The sequence below is a fragment of the Pseudomonas sp. CFBP 13602 genome, from assembly GCF_014842725.1.
GTDB lineage: Bacteria > Pseudomonadota > Gammaproteobacteria > Pseudomonadales > Pseudomonadaceae > Aquipseudomonas > Aquipseudomonas baltica.
Window position 1 is genome coordinate 44291 of the sequence record NZ_JACYVT010000010.1, and the last position, 18888, is coordinate 63178.

Consider the following 18888-nt stretch of genomic DNA (forward strand, 5'->3'; position numbering starts at 1 on the left):
TTATTCCTCAATTTCATTCAGGTTGCGCCCTGACAGGGCGTCTTTCACGGCATTGTTCATACGACGCGCGGCGAAGGCATCGGTCACCTGCGACAGCAGCTTGGTCTGCTGTTCGATGGCCGGACCGTCGTCGCCCTTCACCCGCGCGCGCAACTCGTCCATCTGCAGGCCGATCACCATGCGCTCTTCGTCGTCGAGCAGACGCTCGCCATCGGCGTCCAGCGCGGCCTGTACCGCTTCGAGCAGACGCTCGCCGTCGACCTGGTGCTCGCGCAGCTGGCGAGCGACCTTGTCGTCACCGGCGTACTGGAAGGAATCGGTGAGCATCCTGGCGACCTCGCCATCGGTCAGGCCATAGGAGGGCTTGACCTGAATGCTCGCTTCCACGCCAGAGCCCAGCTCGCGCGCGGACACACTGAGCAGGCCATCGGCATCGACCTGAAAGGTCACACGGATCTTCGCCGCGCCGGCCACCATGGCTGGGATGCCACGCAGCTCGAAACGGGCCAGCGACCGGCAGTCGCTGATCAGCTCGCGCTCACCCTGCAGAACGTGCACGAGCAAGGCCGACTGGCCGTCCTTGTAGGTGGTGAAATCCTGGGCACGCGCAACGGGAATGGTGGTGTTGCGCGGAATCACCTTCTCCATCAGCCCGCCCATGGTTTCCAACCCCAGGGACAGCGGGATGACGTCCAGCAGCAACAGCTCGCCGCCGTCGCGCTTGTTGCCGGCCAGGGTATCGGCCTGGATGGCCGCACCGATGGCCACCACCTGATCGGGGTCGATGTCGGTCAACGGCTGGCGCCCGAACAGCTCGCCGACCGCTTCACGTACCCGCGGCACGCGGGTAGAGCCACCGACCATGACCACGGCAAGGATCTCGTCGATCTCGATGCTGGCGTCACGCACGGCGCGTCGGCAGGCCTTGAGGCTGCGCGCGATCATGGGTTCGATCAGCGCCTGGAAGGCGTCGCGCGTGAGCTCCGCACTCCAGGTGCCGTATTCGATGGTGGCGCTGTACGACTGGCTCAGGGCTTCCTTGGCAGCGCACGCCGCCTGCAGCAGCTGGCGCTGGGCACCGGGGTCGAGGTTGGCGGATACGCCCGCCTGCTCGACGATCCAGCCTGCGATGGCATGATCGAAATCGTCGCCACCCAGCGCGCTGTCGCCGCCGGTGGCCAGCACTTCGAAGACCCCGCCGGTCAGGCGCAGGATGGAGATATCGAAAGTGCCACCGCCCAGGTCGTAGATCGCCACCAGCCCTTCGGCGTGCTGATCCAGGCCATAGGCGACGGCAGCGGCCGTCGGCTCGTTGAGCAGGCGCAGCACGTTCAGCCCGGCCAGGCGCGCGGCGTCCTTGGTGGCTTGCCGCTGGGCGTCATCGAAATAGGCGGGAACGGTGATCACCGCCCCGACCAGGTCGCCGCCCAAGACGTCTTCGGCGCGCTGGCGCAGGGCCTTGAGAATATCGGCAGACACTTCCACCGGGCTTTTCGGCCCTTGGACGGTCTGGATGAACGGCATGTGCGACTCGCCACCGACGAAGCGGTAGGGCAATTGCTCGCCCAGCTGCTTGACGTCGGCCAGGCCACGGCCCATCAGGCGCTTGACCGAGAGCACGGTGTTGAAAGGGTCGCTGGCGGCGGCAGCCTTGGCAGCCGCTCCGACCTCGACACGATCGGCGTGATAGCGAACGGCAGACGGCAGGATGACCTGCCCGTCTGCGTCTGCCAGGGGTTCGGATAGACCGCTGCGCAGCGCAGCGACCAGCGAATTGGTAGTGCCCAGGTCGATCCCCACGGCCAGACGACGCTGGTGTGGTTGAGGACTCTGGCCAGGTTCGGCGATCTGCAGTAGGGCCATGCTTATCAGGTCAGGAATTCAGGCGTGTGGCCGTAGCGACACTGGGTTAATCGTCGAGGCGCTCTTCGAGCTGGCGCACTTCATAGGAAAGCTTGTCGAGAAACTGCATGCGCCGCATCAGGCGTTCGGCCTGTTCGCGTTGCGCCGCGTCATCCCAACAGGCAGCGAAGCTGTCTTCGAGTTCAGCCTGCGCGGCCTTGACCCGCCGCTTGAAGGCGGCCACACCGGGCAAGTCGGCGCTGTCCTGCAGGTCTTCGAGCTCTTCGCGCCACTGCATCTGCTGCAGAAGAAAGTCGGGGTCATGGACCGTGACTTCCTGCGGTACTTCCTGCCCACCGATGGACAGCAGGTAACGCGCACGCTTGGGCGCAGCCTTCAGGGTCTGGTAGGCATCGTTCAAACCCGCGGACTTTTCCAGCGCCTGGCGCTGCTCGCGCTCGGGAGCGTCGGCAAAGCGATCGGGGTGGACTTCACGGGCCAACTCGCGGTAGCGGGTAGCCAGCTGGTCGAGATCCAGGCGAAAGCCGGGCTTGAGGTCGAACAGGGCGAAATGACAAGGAGTACCCACGGTCAGCCTCAGATATTGAAGCTTTCGCCGCAGCCACATTCGCCGCGTACGTTGGGGTTGTTGAACTTGAAGCCTTCGTTCAACCCTTCCTTGACGAAATCGAGTTCGGTACCGTCCAGGTAGACCAGGCTCTTGGGATCGATGATCACCTTGACGCCATGGTTCTCGAAGACCTTGTCTTCGCTGCCGGCTTCATCGACGAACTCCAGCACGTAGGCCAACCCCGAGCAACCGGTGGTGCGTACGCCCAAACGAATGCCGTCACCCTTGCCACGCCCTGCCAGGGAGCGGCGAACGTGATTGGCGGCGGCTTCTGTCATGCTGATGGCCATCGTGACTCCTTACCTGCAAACGGTTGCGCGCGAGCGGTCACCCGCACCGCGCTGTATCGAACCTGCGACTATGTCCAGCTTCGCTCTGACTCAGAGCAGACCTTTCTTCTGCTTGTAGTCGCGTACGGCCGCCTTGATGGCGTCCTCGGCGAGCACCGAGCAGTGGATCTTCACCGGCGGCAACGCCAGTTCTTCGGCCAGCTGGGTGTTCTTGATGGTCTCGGCTTCGTCCAGGGTCTTGCCCTTCATCCACTCGGTGGCGAGGGAGCTGGAAGCGATGGCCGAACCGCAGCCGTAGGTCTTGAACTTGGCATCTTCGATGATGCCCTGCTCGTTGACGCGGATCTGCAGACGCATCACATCGCCGCACGCCGGAGCGCCGACCATGCCAGTGCCGACATCGGCATCTTCGGCGTCCATCTTGCCCACGTTACGTGGGTTTTCGTAGTGGTCGATGACCTTTTCACTGTAAGCCATGATATTGATCCTTACTGAAACTCATCAGGTAAGCCGCTCTTGCCGGCAGCTACTTAGTGCGCCGCCCACTCGATCTTCGAGATATCGACACCGTCTTTGTACATGTCCCACAGCGGCGACAACGCGCGCAGCTTGGTGACGGCCTCGCAGACTTTCTGCGCGGCGTAATCGACTTCTTCCTCGGTGGTGAAGCGACCGAAGGTGAAACGAATGGAGCTGTGTGCCAGCTCGTCGTTGCGGCCCAGGGCGCGCAGCACGTACGAGGGCTCGAGCGAGGCCGAGGTGCACGCGGAACCGGAAGACACTGCCAGGTCCTTGAGGGCCATGATCAGCGACTCGCCTTCGACATAGTTGAAGGACAGGTTCAGGTTGTGCGGTACGCGGGCAGTCAGGCTACCGTTGACGTACAGCTCTTCCAGGTTTTCGACCTGCTGGTAGAACCGGTCGCTGAGGGCCTTGATGCGTGCGTTCTCGTCCGCCATGGTTTCCTTGGCGATACGGAAGGCTTCACCCATGCCGACGATCTGGTGCGTGGCCAGGGTGCCCGAACGCATGCCGCGCTCGTGACCACCGCCGTGCATGGCAGCTTCCAGACGAACGCGCGGCTTGCGGCTGACGTACAGCGCGCCGATACCCTTGGGGCCGTAGGTCTTGTGTGCCGAGAACGACATCAGGTCGACCTTGAGCGCGGCCAGGTCGATGTCGACCTTGCCGGTGGACTGCGCAGCATCGACATGGAACAGCACGCCGCGCGAACGGGTCAGTTCGCCGATGGCCGCGATGTCGTTGATCACGCCGATCTCGTTGTTCACGTGGATGACCGAAACCAGGATGGTGTCGTCGCGCATCACCGCTTCGATCATGGCCGGGGTGACCAGGCCATCGGTGCCGGGCTCGAGGTAGGTGACGTCGAAGCCTTCACGCTCGAGCTGGCGGGTGGTGTCCAGCACCGCCTTGTGCTCGATCTTGGTGGTGATGATGTGCTTGCCCTTGGTCTGGTAGAAGTGCGCCACACCTTTGATCGCGAGGTTGTCGGACTCGGTGGCACCGCTGGTCCAGACGATTTCGCGCGGGTCGGCACCGACCAGGTCGGCCACTTGGCGACGGGCGTTTTCGACGGCTTCTTCGGCTTTCCAGCCGAACACGTGCGAACGGGAAGCCGGGTTACCGAAGTTCCCGTCCATCTGCAGGCATTCGATCATCTTCTGTGCAACGCGTGGATCCACTGGCGTGGTCGCGGAGTAATCGAGGTAAATCGGCAACTTCATTGGTATCTCCTATCAGGCGGCTAACCTGGCTTTCTCATTCGACGGCAGACGTTTCGATCTTGTCCAGGCGTTGCGTGCGGCCGTTGCTGTTGCAACGGCGCAGGTCCTGGCGCTGGGCGACTTCTTGCACTTCACGGCGAGTGACAAGGTCGGACAGACTGATGCCGCTCAAAAATTCATGGATCTGCTGGCTGAGGTCGCACCACAGGTGATGGGTCAGGCAGGTGTCTCCGGCGTGGCAATCACCCAGGCCCTGGCACTTGGTGGCGTCGACCGATTCGTTGACCGCGTCGATGACCTGTGCAACCTGGATGCCTTCCATTTCGCGGGAAAGCTGGTAACCACCGCCCGGGCCGCGCACGCTGGACACCAGGTTGCCCCGGCGCAGCTTGGCGAACAGTTGCTCCAGGTAGGACAGCGAAATGCCCTGGCGCTCGGAGATGTCGGCCAATGAGACCGGCCCACGCTGCGCGTGCAATGCCAGGTCAAGCATGGCAGTGACGGCGTATCGGCCTTTAGTTGTCAGTCGCATGGCTATTACCACGGGTTCTCGGAATAGGTTCGATCATCCTATTTCCGAGTAAATTTGTCAACTATAAGTCCTACTGAATTACTAGGACTTGAGTGCAAAAACGGCGGCGCAATGATAGCAGACTAATGATGCAGGAGGGAGAACCCCATCGTGCGCACTCCCCCCGCAGGAGCGGCCATCGGCCGCGAAATGGATGCCGCGGTGGATCTGCCAGACCGAGATGCGCCTTTCGCGGCCATGGACCGCTCCTACGGGGGTGTCGAGGCACGCGTAGGAGCGGTCATCGGCCGCGAAATGGGCGCCGCGGTGGATCTGCTGGACCGCGGTGCGCCTTTCGCGGCCATGGACCGCTCCTACGGGGTATCGAGGCACGCGTAGGAGCGGTCATCGGCCGCGAAACGGACACCGCGGTGGATCTGATGGATCAGGGATTGGCCTTGCGCTCCGCACCCTGCACGCATTCGAAATCCTCGTCACGCAGGGGCGGCAGGTCCTTGGCACGGTAGTCGCTGCCCAACTGGTTGAGCGCGCCACACATGCCCTCGAGGCGCCCATCCACTGCATGCAGGTGATCGAGCAGTTGGCCGATGGCCCTGGCCACCGGGTCCGGCATATCTTCCCCACCGACACCGTAGGCATCGAAGCCGATCTTCTCGGCCATGGCCTTGCGCCGCGCATCGAGCTGGTCGTCGCTCTTGACGATGATCTTGCCCGGGATCCCCACCACGGTCGCGCCGGGCGGCACCTCCTTGGTCACCACCGCATTGGAGCCGACCTTGGCCCCGGCGCCCACGGTGAACGGCCCGAGCACCTTGGCGCCCGCCCCTACCACCACGCCGTCGGCCAGGGTTGGATGGCGCTTGCCTTTGTTCCAACTGGTACCGCCCAGGGTCACGCCCTGATAGATCGTCACATCGTCGCCGATCTCGGCCGTCTCGCCGATCACGATGCCCATGCCGTGATCGATGAAAAACCGCCGGCCCACCGTGGCGCCCGGATGAATTTCGATCCCGGTCATCCAGCGACCGAAATTCGACACCACCCGCGCCAGCCATTTCAGATCCCGCTTCCACAAGGCATGGGCCGCCCGATGCAGCCAGATGGCGTGCATGCCGGGGTAGCAGGTCAATACCTCGAACGCATTGCGCGCAGCCGGATCGCGATGAAAAACACTCTGGATATCTTCCCGCAGACGTTCGAACATTTACTGATCCTTGCGCTTATGCGGCTCGCCCCGAGCGACCTTCTGGGTCTCGGTGAGAATGCCGCGCAAAATACTCATTTCCGACTTGTTCACGGCGCTGCGGCCAAACAGCCGACGCAGGCGCGCCATCAAATGCCGCGGTTTTTCCGGGTCGAGAAAGGCGATATCGACCAGCGTGTCCTGCAGATGGCCATAGAAGCGCTCCATCTCGTCGCTGGTCGCCAGCTCTTCGGCCTTCTCCACGGCAGCCGCCGGCCGCTTGCCCGCCAGCCAGGCCATGCGCACCTCATAGCCGAGCACCTGCACAGCAGCCGCCAGGTTCAGCGAGCTGAAATCGGGGTTGGACGGGATGTGCACATGGAAATGACAGCGTTGCAGCTCGTCGTTGGTCAAGCCCGCATGCTCGCGGCCGAACACCAGCGCGATCTGCTTGCCCTGCCCCGCTTCGTCGATGACTTTTTCGCCGCATTCACGGGGATCCACCAAGGGCCAGGGCAGGCTGCGGTCGCGGGCGCTGGTACCCAACACCACCGTGCAGCCCACCAGTGCCTCTTCCAGCGTGGCGACCACCTGGGCGTTTTCCAGCACGTCGCTGGCACCCGAGGCGCGCGCCTCGGCTTCGGGCGACGGAAAATCGCGGGGCTCGACCAGCACCAGCCGCGACAGGCCCATGTTCTTCATGGCGCGCGCCGCTCCACCGATGTTGCCGGGATGGCTGGTATTGACCAGGACGACTCGGATGTTATCCAGCACGGCTAGGGCTCTGTGTCGGGGAAAGGGCGGCAAATATTACAGAAGGCCTATAACTAAGGCTATGTCCCTCTTCTTGTCCACGACTTTTCTGCTAGAATGCGCGGCTTTCTTTAACGACCTAGGTGAAACGTCCATGCAGCCCATGCTGAATATCGCGCTGCGCGCCGCCCGCAGCGCCAGTGAATTGATCTTCCGCTCCATCGAGCGCCTGGATACCATCAAGGTCGACGAGAAAGATGCCAAGGACTACGTGTCCGAAGTCGATCGCGCCGCCGAACAGAAAATCATCGACGCCCTGCGCAAGGCCTATCCAACCCACGGCATCCGTGGCGAAGAAACCGGCTTCCACGCCGGCAGCGGCGAAGGCGAAGACTACCTGTGGATCATCGACCCACTGGACGGCACCACCAACTTCCTGCGCGGCGTCCCGCATTTCGCCGTCAGCATCGCCTGCAAATACCGCGGTCGCCTGGAGCACGCGGTGGTTCTGGACCCGGTGCGCCAGGAAGAATTCACCGCCAGCCGTGGCCGTGGCGCCCAACTCAACGGTCGCCGCCTGCGTGTCAGCGGTCGCACCAGCCTGGACGGCGCCTTGCTGGGCACCGGCTTTCCGTTCCGTGACAACCAGATGGACAACCTCGACAACTACCTGGGCATGTTCCGCAGCCTGGTGGGCCAGACCGCCGGCATCCGCCGCGCCGGCTCCGCCAGCCTGGATCTGGCCTACGTCGCCGCGGGCCGCTTCGACGCATTCTGGGAGTCGGGTCTGTCGGAATGGGACATGGCTGCGGGCGTGCTGCTGATTCAGGAAGCAGGCGGTCTGGTGAGCGATTTCACCGGCGGCCACAACTTCCTCGAAAACGGCCACATCGTGGCCGGCAACACCAAGTGCTTCAAGGCGGTGCTGACCGCCATCCAGCCGCACCTGCCGGCTTCGCTCAAGCGCTGAGCGCCGAGCGCCGACGCGACAAGCGCCGCGACGAAAAAAGCACCCTGATGGGTGCTTTTTTCATGCCCGAGATTCACGCCAACACGGACTATTCTTCGCAGGCAAAGGCCAGTATTCGACCCAGCATCTCGTCGCAGCCAGCCAGTTGCGCGATGCTGACGAACTCATCGGGCTTGTGCCCCTGCGCCATGCTGCCCGGCCCGCACACCACCGTGGCGATACCTGCCTGATCGAACAGCCCGCCTTCGGTGCCGAACGCCACTGTGGAGAACGCCCGCGAACCGCTGAACCGTGCGATCCAGCCAGCGGCCTCGCTGGCATGGCTCACGTCCAGGCCCGGATAGCTGGACAACTCGCTGAAGCGAATGGCGCTCTGGCCACCGACCGCCTGCATGGCCGGCAGCAACGTGTGCTCAGCGTAACGTTGCAGGGCCTGGGTCAACTGTCGCGGATCCTCGGCGGGCAGCGAGCGCACCTCGAAATCGAAACGGCAATGCTGGGGTACGATGTTGAGCGCCGTACCGCCCGCGATCATCCCCACCTGCACCGTGGAAAACGGCGGATCGAAGCGCTCGTTGCGTGCATCCGGGGTTTGCAGCGCCTCACCCAGCCGTCCCAGTTCGGCAATCAGCCGCGCGGCGTACTCGATGGCATTGACCCCGCTCGGCGCATGGGCCGAGTGACAAGCCAACCCCTCTACCTCGCAACGCATCGCCAGCTTGCCCTTGTGGCCGAGCACGGGCGCCAGTTCGGTCGGTTCGCCGATCACGCACAACATCGGCTGCACCGGCCGGTGACGTAACGCTTCGAGCAGCGAGCGCACGCCCAGGCAGCCGACTTCCTCATCGTAGGACAGCGCAATGTGCAGCGGCCTGCGCAGGGGTGCCTCGACCCATGCCGGCACCTGCGCCAGTACGCAGGCGATGTAGCCTTTCATGTCGGCCGTGCCGCGGCCATACAGGCGCCCATCCGCCTCGCTCAGCTGGAACGGCGGATGGGTCCAAGCCTGGCCGTCTACCGGCACCACATCGGTATGGCTCGACAGGACGATGCCCGGCACATGGTCAGGGCCGATGCTGGCGAACAGATTGGCCTTGCTGCGAGCCTCGTTGTAGATCAGCTCGCTGCTCACGCCGTACTCTGCCAGGTAGCCCTGAACGAATTCGATCAGCGCCAGGTTCGACTCGCGACTGGTGGTGTCGAAGGCCACCAACTGCGCCAGCAGATCACGGCTGGCGCTCATCGGGCGTCTCCCGGCACGCCGTAACCCGGCGCCACCGCCGGATTCAAAGCGCGGTCGAGATAGTCCTGCATCTGCGGTCGATAGGCCTGCCACAGCTGCTGCAACTCACCCAAAGGATCATGCTCGGCCCAGTCCACTCGCAGGTCGACGACGGGCCACGGCAGCTCACCTACTACTTTCAGCGCCGCAGAGTGCACCGGCCCGGCTTCGCCACCGGCGGCCAGCCCGGCCAGCATGGCATGCAGCAAGCGCTCGGCCAGGTGCCCGGAGGCCTCTTGGAACGCCTCGACCAAAGCGTCGACCACCGCGGTGGCGGCCAGCATGTTGCCTGCCGCTACGCAGTGTTCACCGCTGCGCGCATGGTGAATGCCCAAGGTCTGGCTACCACTGACATGGGCGCTGCGCCCCTGCGCATCGATGGCGATGATCTGCCGGTACTCACCGAAACCGTCGCGGCCCAGCACCTGCCGCAACGCCTCGGCAGGCGACACCTGCTGTTCGAGCAGCACAAGCGTCTGCGGGCCGAGGGCTGGCAGGGTGATGTTCTGTGACGACACCGCCCCCACACCGGCCAGCAGCCACGGGCAGCGGGCGCCCACGGCGATGCTCGAAGAACTGATGGCGATGCCCAACTGGCCGGTTTCGGCGCAGCGTGCCGCAATGGAAAAGGTCATGGCAGGGAACTCCTCATTCCGGGATGACGGCGATCACGTCGATTTCCATCAACCACTGCGGTTGGCCGAGGGCCGACACCACCAGGCCCGTGGAAATCGGGAAGACTCCCTTGAGCCAGCGGCCGACGACGTGATAGACCGGCTCGCGATAGCGCGGATCGATGATGTAGGTAGTGGTCTTGACGATATGCGACAGGTCGCTGCCCGCCTCTTCCAGCAACTGCTTGACGTTTTTCATGGCCTGCTCGGCCTGCGCGGCCGGGTCACCGAGCCCCACGAGGTTGCCGTCGAAATCGGTGCCCACCTGGCCACGCACATAGACGGTATTGCCGGCCCGGACAGCTTGGCACAGGTCATTGTCCAGGCTCTGGTTGGGGTAGGTGTCCTTGGTGTTGAACATCCGAATGCGGGTATGGGTAACCATGAACGAAACTCCTTGGCGTAGGCGTCGAGGTGACGCCACACAGTAGTGATCAACAGCTGCGATCAAGCGTTGGCGCGCAACGCGGCGGGCAAGTCCGCGGCCGACCTGGATTCGTCGTAGGCGCGGTATTTGCGCTGGGTGGCGATCTGGTCGGCGACATGCCGGGCGTCGTGCCATACGCCCCAGATAAACGCCGAACCGCGTCGCGACAACCATGGCAGACCGACGAAATAGATGCCTTGTTCGCTGCTCACGCCGCGCTGGTGACGCGGCTTGCCGTTGGCGTGGAAGGCGTCCACCTGCAGCCAGCTGTAGTCTTGCGAATAACCGGTGGCCCAGATGATCGTGGCCACGCCCGCCTCGGCCAGGTCCAGCGCCTGCAGCGGCTGGGCGATGCACGCCGCGTCGGCTACGCGCTCGCGGGCAGTGGGTTCCAGGGGCAAGTCCAGGCCGTTGCGCTCGGCATAGGCATCGGCCGCATCGAGCAGGGCCAGATAGTTCTCGTCACCCCGGTCGAGGTTGTCGTTCAGGTCCTGGGCAAAGGTGACGGTGCCATCGGCAAAACGCTCGGTCAGGCCGACCAGCACCATCCCGGCTTGCGCCAAGCGACGAAAGTCCACGGTATGCCCGCCACGGGCGCCACTGACGGCAATGGTGACGTGCTCGCGGCCCGCCTGCACGGTCTCGCTGTCCCACAGCCCGAGCACACCCAGCCACCAGCAGAAATCCCGCCCGCGGTAAGCGCGTGGCGGCCGGTCGTGCGGCCCAACCGACAGGTAGACCTTGCGCCCTGCGCGCAGCAGCTCCTCGGCGATCTGCACCCCGGATGACCCCGCACCGACCACCAGCACCGCGCCTGCGGGCAATTGCTCGGGGTTGAAATAGTGCGCCGAATGGATCTGGTGAAGCGCTGAATCAGTGGGCGCGATGGCCGGGATGACCGGTTTCTGGAACGGCCCGGTGGCCGACACCAGGTGCTTGACCGAATAGGTGCCCGCGCTGGTTTCCACGGTGAAGCCGGCGCGACCGACGTTGCGCGTCACTCGCTTGACCTCCACACCGGTCTTGATCGGCGCGTCGAATGTGCGGGCATAGGCTTCGAAATAATCGGCCACCTGCTCCTTGCCGGCGAAGCCATCCGGGTCCATGTCGAATTCCAGGCCGGGGAACCGATCGTGCCAGGCCGGGCCGTTGGCCACCAGTGAGTCCCAACGGCCCGAGCGCCAGGCTTCGGCGATGCGAGCCCGCTCCAGTACCAGGTGAGGGATGCCCAGACGGCTCAGGTGCTCGCTCATGGCCACCCCGGCCTGTCCAGCACCCACTACCAGGGTGTCTATTTCGGTGATCTGTTGGTTCATCTTGGCATCCTTCGGCAGGCCGTCAGGGCTTGCCGCTGTCTTCATGAAAATTCGAAAGCCGGGCACACGGCGTCCTGCGGCACCCGCGAGGCTGTGCAGAGCGCTCAGTGGATGTCGGGTGCTCAGTCCACCAGCGAGGGATCCGCCTGAATCATCAGGTACTTCATTTCTTCGAAATGGCGCTGGGAAAAATCGCTGATTTTCTCCCAGTCCCGCGCGGTCTTTTCCGCCACTTCATCAGCCAGCACCTTGAGCGGCTGGCCGGTCGACCAGGCGGTTACCAAAATCTGGCAGGCGCGCTCCAGGGTCCAGATGTCATCGAACGCCTCACCCACCGTGGGGGCAGTGACGATGACACCATGGTTGCCCATCAGCAGCCGGCTCTTGTCCTGCAGCAGGCTGGCCAGGCGCGCGCCCTCGGCGCTGGTATCGGCCATGCCGCCATACAGTTCATCCACCGCGACGCGGTTGAAATAGCGCGCCGTGTTCTGGTCGACCGGCACGATCCTGGGCTGCGCCAGGCAGGCCACGGCGGTGGTATAGACCGGATGCAGATGCAGCACCACACGGGCATCGGGCAGGCGTTGGTGAACCTGGCCGTGGATCGACCAGGCAGTGGCATCCACGTCCGGGCGCTGGGCGGCTTCGGCATCGTCGGCATCGAGCAGCAACAGATCGCTGGCCCGCAGGCGGGAAAAATGCACCCATTTGGGGTTGAGCAGAAACTGCTTGCCGTCGGCGCTGATGGCCGCACTGAAATGGTTGGCGACCGCCTCATGCATGCCCAGGTGGGCGATGATACGGAACGTCGCCGCCAGGTCGACGCGCGTCTGTTCTTCGAAACTCAGGGCCATGGCGCTGGGCACTCCGTTGGCACGTACCCGCGACGATCCACGGGCACTGTTGGCTGATCTTGATGCGCGATATCAGGGCTTGGGCATCAATGTGGCGATGTCATCGGCAGTCGGCGCCTGGAACTTGTACTTGGCCAGCAAGGCGGCGTACTCAGGGGTCTTGCTGTACTTTTCCAGGCCTTCGACGAGCGCGTTTCTGACGGCATCGTTGCCCTTCTTCACGCCGAAGCCGTTGAGCACCGGGTAGATCAGGGTCTGCGAGGAAATCACCACGCGGTTGCCCAGCTTGTCGACCACACCACGGGCGACCGCCGCATCGGTGATCTGCGCCTCGACTGCGTGCGCCAGCATGGCCTGGGTTGCCTGTGGATCGGTGCCGTACTCGCTGATGGCAATCGGCTGCAGGCCATTCTTCACGCAATATTCGGCAGACAGCTTCTGCAACTGCTGCAGCCAGGACGTGGCACCCATGGAGCCGATCTTGTGGCCGCAGAACTCTTCGGGCGTCTTGGGCTGATAGTCACTGCCCTTCACCGCAAGTATCGACTCGCCACTCTTCAGGTAAGGGACCATGTCGATCACCTTCAGGCGGTCGGCGGTGATGTACATCGACGAGTTGGTGATATCGAACCGTCCGGCCTGCAGTCCGCTGATCAGGTTGGGAAAGCGCGTGTCGATGTTTCCCGCAGTCATGCCCATGACCTTGGCCAGACCGTCGAGAAATTCGATATCGAAGCCGGCGGGTTTGTTCTTCTCCATGTACTCGTAGGGGAAGAACGTCATATCGGAACCGGCGACGATCTTGCCGGGCTGCTGGAACGCCGAAGCGCTCAACGAGCTGGCAGCCAGGACGGCGCCGAACACGGCCATGGCAACGGGGCGGACGATCAGGCTTGGCAATTTCATGGGGTATTCCTCGCAGTCAATGGAGTCAGGCAGTCGTCAGGTCGGTACCGGCCTGCTGGACGAAAAACGATGCACCCTTGGGTTTCTGGGGCAGGCGAACGTGGTGATCGGTGCTGCGCACCAGGCCACTCTCGCGCCCGGTCACCAGGCGCCCGGCGTGCTCGCTGGGCAGCGGGTTGTCGGCCAGCGGCAAAGCGTCCTCGGCGGCGTAGACGCTGATGAACAGGGTTCGCGGATCTTCGGTGTGGTTGGGGCTTGAGGCATGCAGCAGACGGGTGTGCATGAAGCACACCGAACCGGGCGGACCGAAGCAGGCCACCGGTGCCTGGCAGTGCTCATCGACCACGGCATCGGCCACCGCACCGGTAAAGCGCTCGTCGTGCCAGTGCGACCACAGCGGGCCCGTGTGGCTGCCGGGGATGACCTTGAGCGGGCCGTTCTGCGGGGTCACTTCGCTGATCATCAACAGCGCCGTCACCAGGTCATCGTTGCTGTGCGGGGTGAACAGGAAATCCTGGTGCCATTTCACCTGGGTGGCGGTGTGCGGCAGCTTGGAGTTGATCTTGCTGTGGTGGAAGCGCGTACCGGCGCCGCCGATCAGCTGTCCGGCAATCTCGGCCATGCGCGAGGCGAAGGCGGCCTGACGATACGCCGGCGAAATCTCGGTGGGCGAGGCCACGCGGCGCAGCGAAGGATGGTCCGCGCGGTGATCGCTTTCCACATCGAAGCGAGGGCGCCCATCCAGTGTTTCACCCCAGGCCAGGGACTGGCTGCGGCTGTCCTGAACCCACTGGTCGAAGTCCTGTTGCAGCGCGGCGACTTCAGGCGCAGCCAGCACGTCCTCCACGACCAGAAAGCCATCTTGATGAAACCGGTCTATCTGCCATTGCTCGATCATGTTTGCTACTCGCACCAGTTAGGTTGGATTCAAGCCAACGAGACATCTTTGAGGAACGCTTCCACCCGCGGGTTGTGCCCGCTACGCAGCGCCTGCGGACTGTCATCGCAGACCACGCGGCCCTTCTCCATGAAGACGATGCGATCGGAAACCTTGAAGGCGAAATTCATTTCGTGGGTCACGATGATCATGGTGATGCCTTCGCTGGCCAGCGCTTCGATGACCTGCAACACCTCGTTGACCTTCTCCGGGTCGAGCGCCGAGGTGGGTTCGTCGAACAGCATGATCTGTGGGCGCATCATCAGTGCGCGAGCAATCGCCACGCGTTGCTGTTGGCCACCGGACAACTGATGCGGGTACTTCCAGGCATGGTCGAGCATGCCGACCTTGTGCAGCAGGGCGTAGGCCTGCTGCCGGAGATCGGCCAGCGGCGCCAGGCGGTGATAACGCGGGGCCATGAGCAGGTTGTTGAGCACGGTCATGTGCGGGAACAGGTTGAAGCTCTGGAACACCATGCCGATGTTCAGGCGATGCTCGGCGTGTTCTACATAGCGCTGCGGTTGTGCGCCCTGTCGGTCCAGGTGAATGAACGGCTTGCCGTTGATCTTGATGTCACCGTTGTCGATCTGCTCCAGCCCGTTGAGCAGGCGAATCAGCGTGGTCTTGCCCGAGCCCGAAGGGCCGATGACCGACACCACTTCACCCGGCTGGATCTGCAAGCTCACCGCGCCCAGTACTTCGACGTCGTTGTAGGCCTTGTGCAGCTTGGTCGCCTGCAGCGCGGGGCCAGTCGAATCGCTGTTGGGCCGCGCCACGGCAGCCTTGTGCTCGGTGGCCAGCCGCAGCACTTCGGCATCGGGCAGGCGCGCGGCCTTGGTCTGGGTCACGTCCAGATAGCGCTCCAGGCGCTTGAGCAGAAAGTCGAACACGGTCACGATCAGCACGTAGAAGAACGCCACTCCGGCCATGGTTTCCATGACCAGGAAGTTCTGCGAGTACAGGCGCTGACCCACCATGAGGATCTCGGTCAACGAGATCACCGACACCAGCGAGCTGAGCTTGACGATGGAGATGAATTCATTGGTGAGCGAAGGCAGCGCCACCCGCAATGCCTGGGGAATGACGATGCGCCATTGCGTGCCCGCAAACCGCAGGCCCAGGGCCCGGGCGGCCTCGCTCTGGCCCTTGGCGATGGACAGCAAGCCACCACGATGGATCTCTGCGACGTAGGCGGTTTCACTGAGCACCAGCGCGATCAGGCCAGCCCAGAACGGGTTGGCCAGCACGGCCGATGTGGACGGCATCGCCTGCGGCAGGTTGTAGACGAATATCAGCAGCACCAACAGCGGCAGACTGCGAAACAGCCAGATATAACCGCGTGCTGGCAGATTGATCAATGGACGGGTGGACTGCTTCGCCAGGGCCAGAACAAAGCCCAGCACGATACTGATGACCCAGGTCAATACACTGAGTTGAATCACGGTCCAGGCCGCCATCCAGAACTCGGTATCGCTGAGCAGACCAAACATGTATTTCCAGTCAAACGTCATCGTCGGCTCGCTCGGCAAGGTCAATAGTGATGGGTGACTTCCTGTCGGATCTGAACTTCGAACGTTGCCCGTTCTGCCCGTCTTGTAACCATCATGATTGATGCCAGGTCGTGCCGAAATTAGTAAATTCGAGCCCCTTGCATAGGAAAAACCTAAGCAGGAGCGGCACGGTTAGTTCGCTACGGAAGACTGCGTACGCTACGCAGTGAAACAACCACGACCTTCGAAAAGCCCGTGCACGGTATTGGCGCGGTGAACTTCCAGTCCGTGCGAACATGGGGCGTTTCGCTGCGCAAAGGCAAACCTGCCTGTATTTGCTGGATGTGCCGGAATGTCGCAGCCAGGAGCGCCCTGGTGAAGCAGGCTGCCGCGCCGTGCCACGGGAACATCCCGCAATGCTGGCGATATGGCCAGGCCAGTACTGGCATGGTCTTCGCACAGCCTTGGCAAAGATAGGTAAAACCTATTCAGCCAGCGCATCGCGGAACAGCGCTGCACAGGAGTCGAACGTGATGCACTTTACCCTGCGGCAACTCAAATACTTCGTGGCTGCCGTAGAACAGGACAGCATTGCCGAAGCGTCCAGACAACTGCATATATCCCAGCCGTCCATCTCGGTTGCCATCAAGAATCTGGAAGAAGCCTTCAACCAACCTTTGTTCGTTCGCCATCATGCCCAGGGTGTTTCACTTACCGCTGGGGGCGGCAGGATCTATGAGAAGGCCAAGGAGTTGTTGCGCCTGTCCCAGGAATTGGAACAGGACTCACGCGCCGAGAATGGCAATGTTTCCGGCACTATTGCCATTGGCTGTTTCGAATCGGCAGCGCCTTTGTACATGCCCAAGTTGGTGGCTGGATTCAAAAGCCTGTACCCGGAAGTTTCCATTCAGTTGTATGACGGCGAACAACATGAATTGATGCATGGCCTGCACCGGGGTCGCTTCGACCTGGCTTTTCTCTACGATCTGGAGCTGGGCACGACCATACATAAACAGGCCCTCAACGCACCGCACAAGCCCTACGCCCTGCTGCCTGTCGAGCATCCCCTGGCACAGCAGCCATCCGTTACCTTGCAGGCCCTGAGCCAGGAGCCGATGATCCTGCTCGACGCCGTCCCCAGTCGCAGCTACTTCATGGATATCTTCACCGAAAAGGGCTATGCGCCAGTGGTCGCCTACAGCTCCCCTTCCATTGAAATGGTGCGCTGCATGGTAGGGCAAGGTCTGGGGTTTTCGGTGCTGGTGACGCGGCCGTGTACGCAGATGACATACGACGGCAAGCTGCTGGCTCATCTGGAGATCGAAGACGATATGCCTGCCTCGACCTTGGTGATGGCGCACCTGCGCAACAACCAGCCAAGTCGGGCGACCCGGCTGTTCATGGAGTACTGTTCAAGTGTGGAGCTGACGCCACCTGGGGCGGCGGCGCCTGCGATCGAGGCAGAGCGAGAGGCTTACTGCCCGGCTTGATTTTCGCCCAGGATCAACTGACCCTGCTTGTTCACAGGGATCTGCGAACCGGGATCACGATCCATGCGCACCTGGCCAACCTTGCCATCGAGCTGGTACTTCACGTTGTAGCCAACGACCTTGTCGCTGATGTCATTGACGGTGTTGCAGCGCGTCTGGGTGGTGGTGTAGGTGTCACGGCCTTGCATGCCTTCCTGCACCTTGTTGCCTGCATAGCCACCGCCGACGGCACCGGCCACGGTCGCGATCTTCTTGCCATTGCCACCGCCGACCTGGTTGCCGAGCAAACCACCTGCCACTGCACCAAGGACGCTGCCAACGATCTGATGCTGGTCCTGAACGGCCTTCTGCCGAGTCACGGTGACGTCCTTGCACACTTCGCGAGGCGTCTTGATCTGCTGCTTGATCGGCTCTGCGGCCAATACGTCAGCGTACTCGGGGCCCTTGTTCACGAGGCTGTAGGTTGCAACGGCACCTCCGGCGGTAACACCGACTGCACCGAGCACTGCACCAATCAGCAACGATTTATTCACTTTGAACCTCCTGACTACAATCATGGCACGAAGCCACGCTTCCATGCCTTGGAGCATAAAAAAAGGCGCGAGTTCAATACTCGCGCCTTTCGGGCCTTGCCGCCGGGACAGTCGAACGTCTTATGGACGGTCGTCGACCTGGTCCTTGGCCACTGGAGGAATCAGATCCTCGCTGCTCAGGTTCAGCCAGATCAGTACCACGTTGGCGATGTAGATCGACGAGTAGGTACCGGCCATCACGCCGATGAACAGCGCCAGCGAGAAGCCCCACAGGTTGTCGCCACCGAAGAACATCAGTGCGGCGATGGCCAGCAAGGTCGACACCGAGGTCGCCACGGTTCGCAGCAGCGTCTGGGTGGTGGAGACGTTGATGTTCTCGATCAAGGACGCCTTGCGCATCACCCGGAAGTTCTCGCGAACCCGGTCGAATACCACGATGGTGTCGTTGAGCGAGTAACCGATGATGGCCAGTACCGCCGCCAGCACTGTCAGGTCGAAGGTGATCTGGAAGAACGACAGCAGGCCGACGGTGACGATCACGTCGTGGATCAACGAGAGGATCGCGCCGACTGCGAACTTCCACTGGAAGCGGAACGCCAGATAGATGAGCACGCCGCCCAGCGCCAGCAGCATGCCGAGGCCGCCCTGGTCGCGCAGTTCTTCACCCACCTGCGGACCGACGAATTCGACGCGCTTGACCGTGGCAGGGTTGTCGCCCCCGACCGTCTGCAGCGCCGCCGCGACCTGGTTGCCCAATTGCGGGTCTTCACCCGGCATGCGCACCAGCAGGTCGGTGGTAGCACCGAAGTTCTGCACCACGGCATCGTGATAACCGGCTTTCACCAGCTCTTCACGCACCAGGCCCAGGTCGGCCGGCTTTTCGTAGGTCAGCTCGATGAGCGTACCGCCGGTGAAGTCCAGCCCGTAGTTCATGCCCTTGTGAAACATGCTGAACAACGCCAGCACGGTAAGGAGCACGGTGATGGCGAACGCAATATTGCGAACGCCCATGAAGTTGATGGTACGTAACATG

Annotated in this window: 21 protein-coding genes; 3 read left to right on the plus strand and 18 right to left on the minus strand. The window is 62.8% G+C overall.

Annotated features, from left to right (window positions below):
- From hscA to iscR, 6 genes are all read right to left on the minus strand, one after another.
- Positions 1–1863 carry a Fe-S protein assembly chaperone HscA gene (gene hscA / locus IFU31_RS19470; RefSeq protein ID WP_185794076.1) on the minus strand — a complete coding sequence of 621 codons (1863 nt, stop codon included), beginning with the start codon at positions 1861–1863 and terminating at the stop codon, positions 1–3.
- Positions 1864–1909: 46 nt separating this feature from the next.
- Complete coding sequence (gene hscB / locus IFU31_RS19475) at positions 1910–2431, minus strand: co-chaperone HscB (protein WP_192104260.1); 522 nt, start codon at positions 2429–2431, stop codon at positions 1910–1912.
- An 8-nt stretch (positions 2432–2439) separates the two neighbouring features.
- The gene (gene iscA, locus IFU31_RS19480) at positions 2440–2763 is read right to left on the minus strand and encodes an iron-sulfur cluster assembly protein IscA (RefSeq protein ID WP_122479552.1); all 324 of its coding nucleotides are present in this window, start codon (positions 2761–2763) and stop codon (positions 2440–2442) included.
- A gap of 90 nt (positions 2764–2853) precedes the next feature.
- Complete coding sequence (iscU, locus tag IFU31_RS19485; protein WP_043186545.1) at positions 2854–3240, minus strand: Fe-S cluster assembly scaffold IscU; 387 nt, start codon at positions 3238–3240, stop codon at positions 2854–2856.
- A gap of 53 nt (positions 3241–3293) precedes the next feature.
- On the minus strand, positions 3294–4508 hold the full coding sequence (locus IFU31_RS19490; protein WP_122479553.1) for an IscS subfamily cysteine desulfurase: 1215 nt from the start codon (positions 4506–4508) through the stop codon (positions 3294–3296).
- A gap of 34 nt (positions 4509–4542) precedes the next feature.
- Positions 4543–5040: a Fe-S cluster assembly transcriptional regulator IscR gene (iscR, locus tag IFU31_RS19495; protein ID WP_122479554.1), complete on the minus strand. Its 498-nt coding sequence runs from the start codon at positions 5038–5040 to the stop codon at positions 4543–4545.
- Between the two features lie 150 nt (positions 5041–5190).
- Here iscR and IFU31_RS19500 point away from each other — a divergent pair, with 150 nt between their 5' ends.
- A complete protein-coding gene (locus tag IFU31_RS19500) occupies positions 5191–5418 on the plus strand; it encodes a hypothetical protein (RefSeq protein WP_192104262.1) in 228 nt (75 codons plus the stop codon).
- A gap of 46 nt (positions 5419–5464) precedes the next feature.
- Here IFU31_RS19500 and cysE read toward each other — a convergent pair whose 3' ends face one another.
- Both cysE and trmJ read right to left on the minus strand, forming a co-directional pair.
- A complete protein-coding gene (cysE, locus tag IFU31_RS19505) occupies positions 5465–6244 on the minus strand; it encodes a serine O-acetyltransferase (protein ID WP_185794077.1) in 780 nt (259 codons plus the stop codon).
- Positions 6245–6997 carry a tRNA (cytosine(32)/uridine(32)-2'-O)-methyltransferase TrmJ gene (gene trmJ, locus IFU31_RS19510; protein WP_192104264.1) on the minus strand — a complete coding sequence of 251 codons (753 nt, stop codon included), beginning with the start codon at positions 6995–6997 and terminating at the stop codon, positions 6245–6247.
- 133 nt (positions 6998–7130) lie between these two features.
- Here trmJ and suhB point away from each other — a divergent pair, with 133 nt between their 5' ends.
- On the plus strand, positions 7131–7946 hold the full coding sequence (gene suhB / locus IFU31_RS19515) for a type III secretion system regulator SuhB (RefSeq protein ID WP_122479557.1): 816 nt from the start codon (positions 7131–7133) through the stop codon (positions 7944–7946).
- Between the two features lie 88 nt (positions 7947–8034).
- Here the strand turns inward: suhB and argE are convergent, their stop codons facing one another.
- The 8 genes from argE to IFU31_RS19555 all read right to left on the minus strand — a co-directional run bounded on the left by argE (position 8035) and on the right by IFU31_RS19555 (position 15853).
- A complete protein-coding gene (gene argE / locus IFU31_RS19520) occupies positions 8035–9189 on the minus strand; it encodes an acetylornithine deacetylase (protein WP_192104266.1) in 1155 nt (384 codons plus the stop codon).
- On the minus strand, positions 9186–9863 hold the full coding sequence (locus IFU31_RS19525) for a DUF1028 domain-containing protein (RefSeq protein ID WP_192104267.1): 678 nt from the start codon (positions 9861–9863) through the stop codon (positions 9186–9188). The genes argE and IFU31_RS19525 overlap by 4 nt, the downstream gene beginning before the upstream one ends.
- A 13-nt stretch (positions 9864–9876) precedes the next feature.
- On the minus strand, positions 9877–10287 hold the full coding sequence (locus tag IFU31_RS19530; RefSeq protein ID WP_122713495.1) for a RidA family protein: 411 nt from the start codon (positions 10285–10287) through the stop codon (positions 9877–9879).
- 62 nt (positions 10288–10349) lie between these two features.
- Entirely contained in the window at positions 10350–11645 is a 1296-nt protein-coding gene (locus tag IFU31_RS19535) for a flavin-containing monooxygenase (protein ID WP_192104269.1), read from the minus strand.
- Between the two features lie 122 nt (positions 11646–11767).
- A complete protein-coding gene (locus IFU31_RS19540) occupies positions 11768–12499 on the minus strand; it encodes a class II aldolase and adducin N-terminal domain-containing protein (RefSeq protein ID WP_192104271.1) in 732 nt (243 codons plus the stop codon).
- Positions 12500–12571: 72 nt separating this feature from the next.
- Positions 12572–13405, minus strand: coding sequence for a transporter substrate-binding domain-containing protein (locus IFU31_RS19545; RefSeq protein ID WP_192104273.1), 834 nt, complete (start codon positions 13403–13405; stop codon positions 12572–12574).
- 25 nt (positions 13406–13430) lie between these two features.
- On the minus strand, positions 13431–14303 hold the full coding sequence (locus tag IFU31_RS19550; protein ID WP_192104275.1) for a phytanoyl-CoA dioxygenase family protein: 873 nt from the start codon (positions 14301–14303) through the stop codon (positions 13431–13433).
- Between the two features lie 29 nt (positions 14304–14332).
- Positions 14333–15853: an amino acid ABC transporter permease/ATP-binding protein gene (locus IFU31_RS19555; protein WP_192053549.1), complete on the minus strand. Its 1521-nt coding sequence runs from the start codon at positions 15851–15853 to the stop codon at positions 14333–14335.
- A gap of 509 nt (positions 15854–16362) precedes the next feature.
- Here IFU31_RS19555 and IFU31_RS19560 point away from each other — a divergent pair.
- Positions 16363–17322, plus strand: a complete 960-nt coding sequence (locus tag IFU31_RS19560; protein ID WP_185794214.1) for a LysR family transcriptional regulator — start codon at positions 16363–16365, stop codon at positions 17320–17322.
- Here the strand turns inward: IFU31_RS19560 and IFU31_RS19565 are convergent.
- Both IFU31_RS19565 and secF read right to left on the minus strand, forming a co-directional pair.
- Positions 17307–17855: a glycine zipper 2TM domain-containing protein gene (locus IFU31_RS19565; RefSeq protein ID WP_122713500.1), complete on the minus strand. Its 549-nt coding sequence runs from the start codon at positions 17853–17855 to the stop codon at positions 17307–17309. The genes IFU31_RS19560 and IFU31_RS19565 overlap by 16 nt on opposite strands.
- A 120-nt stretch (positions 17856–17975) precedes the next feature.
- A complete protein-coding gene (gene secF, locus IFU31_RS19570; RefSeq protein WP_122479566.1) occupies positions 17976–18887 on the minus strand; it encodes a protein translocase subunit SecF in 912 nt (303 codons plus the stop codon).
- Position 18888 lies beyond the last annotated feature (1 nt).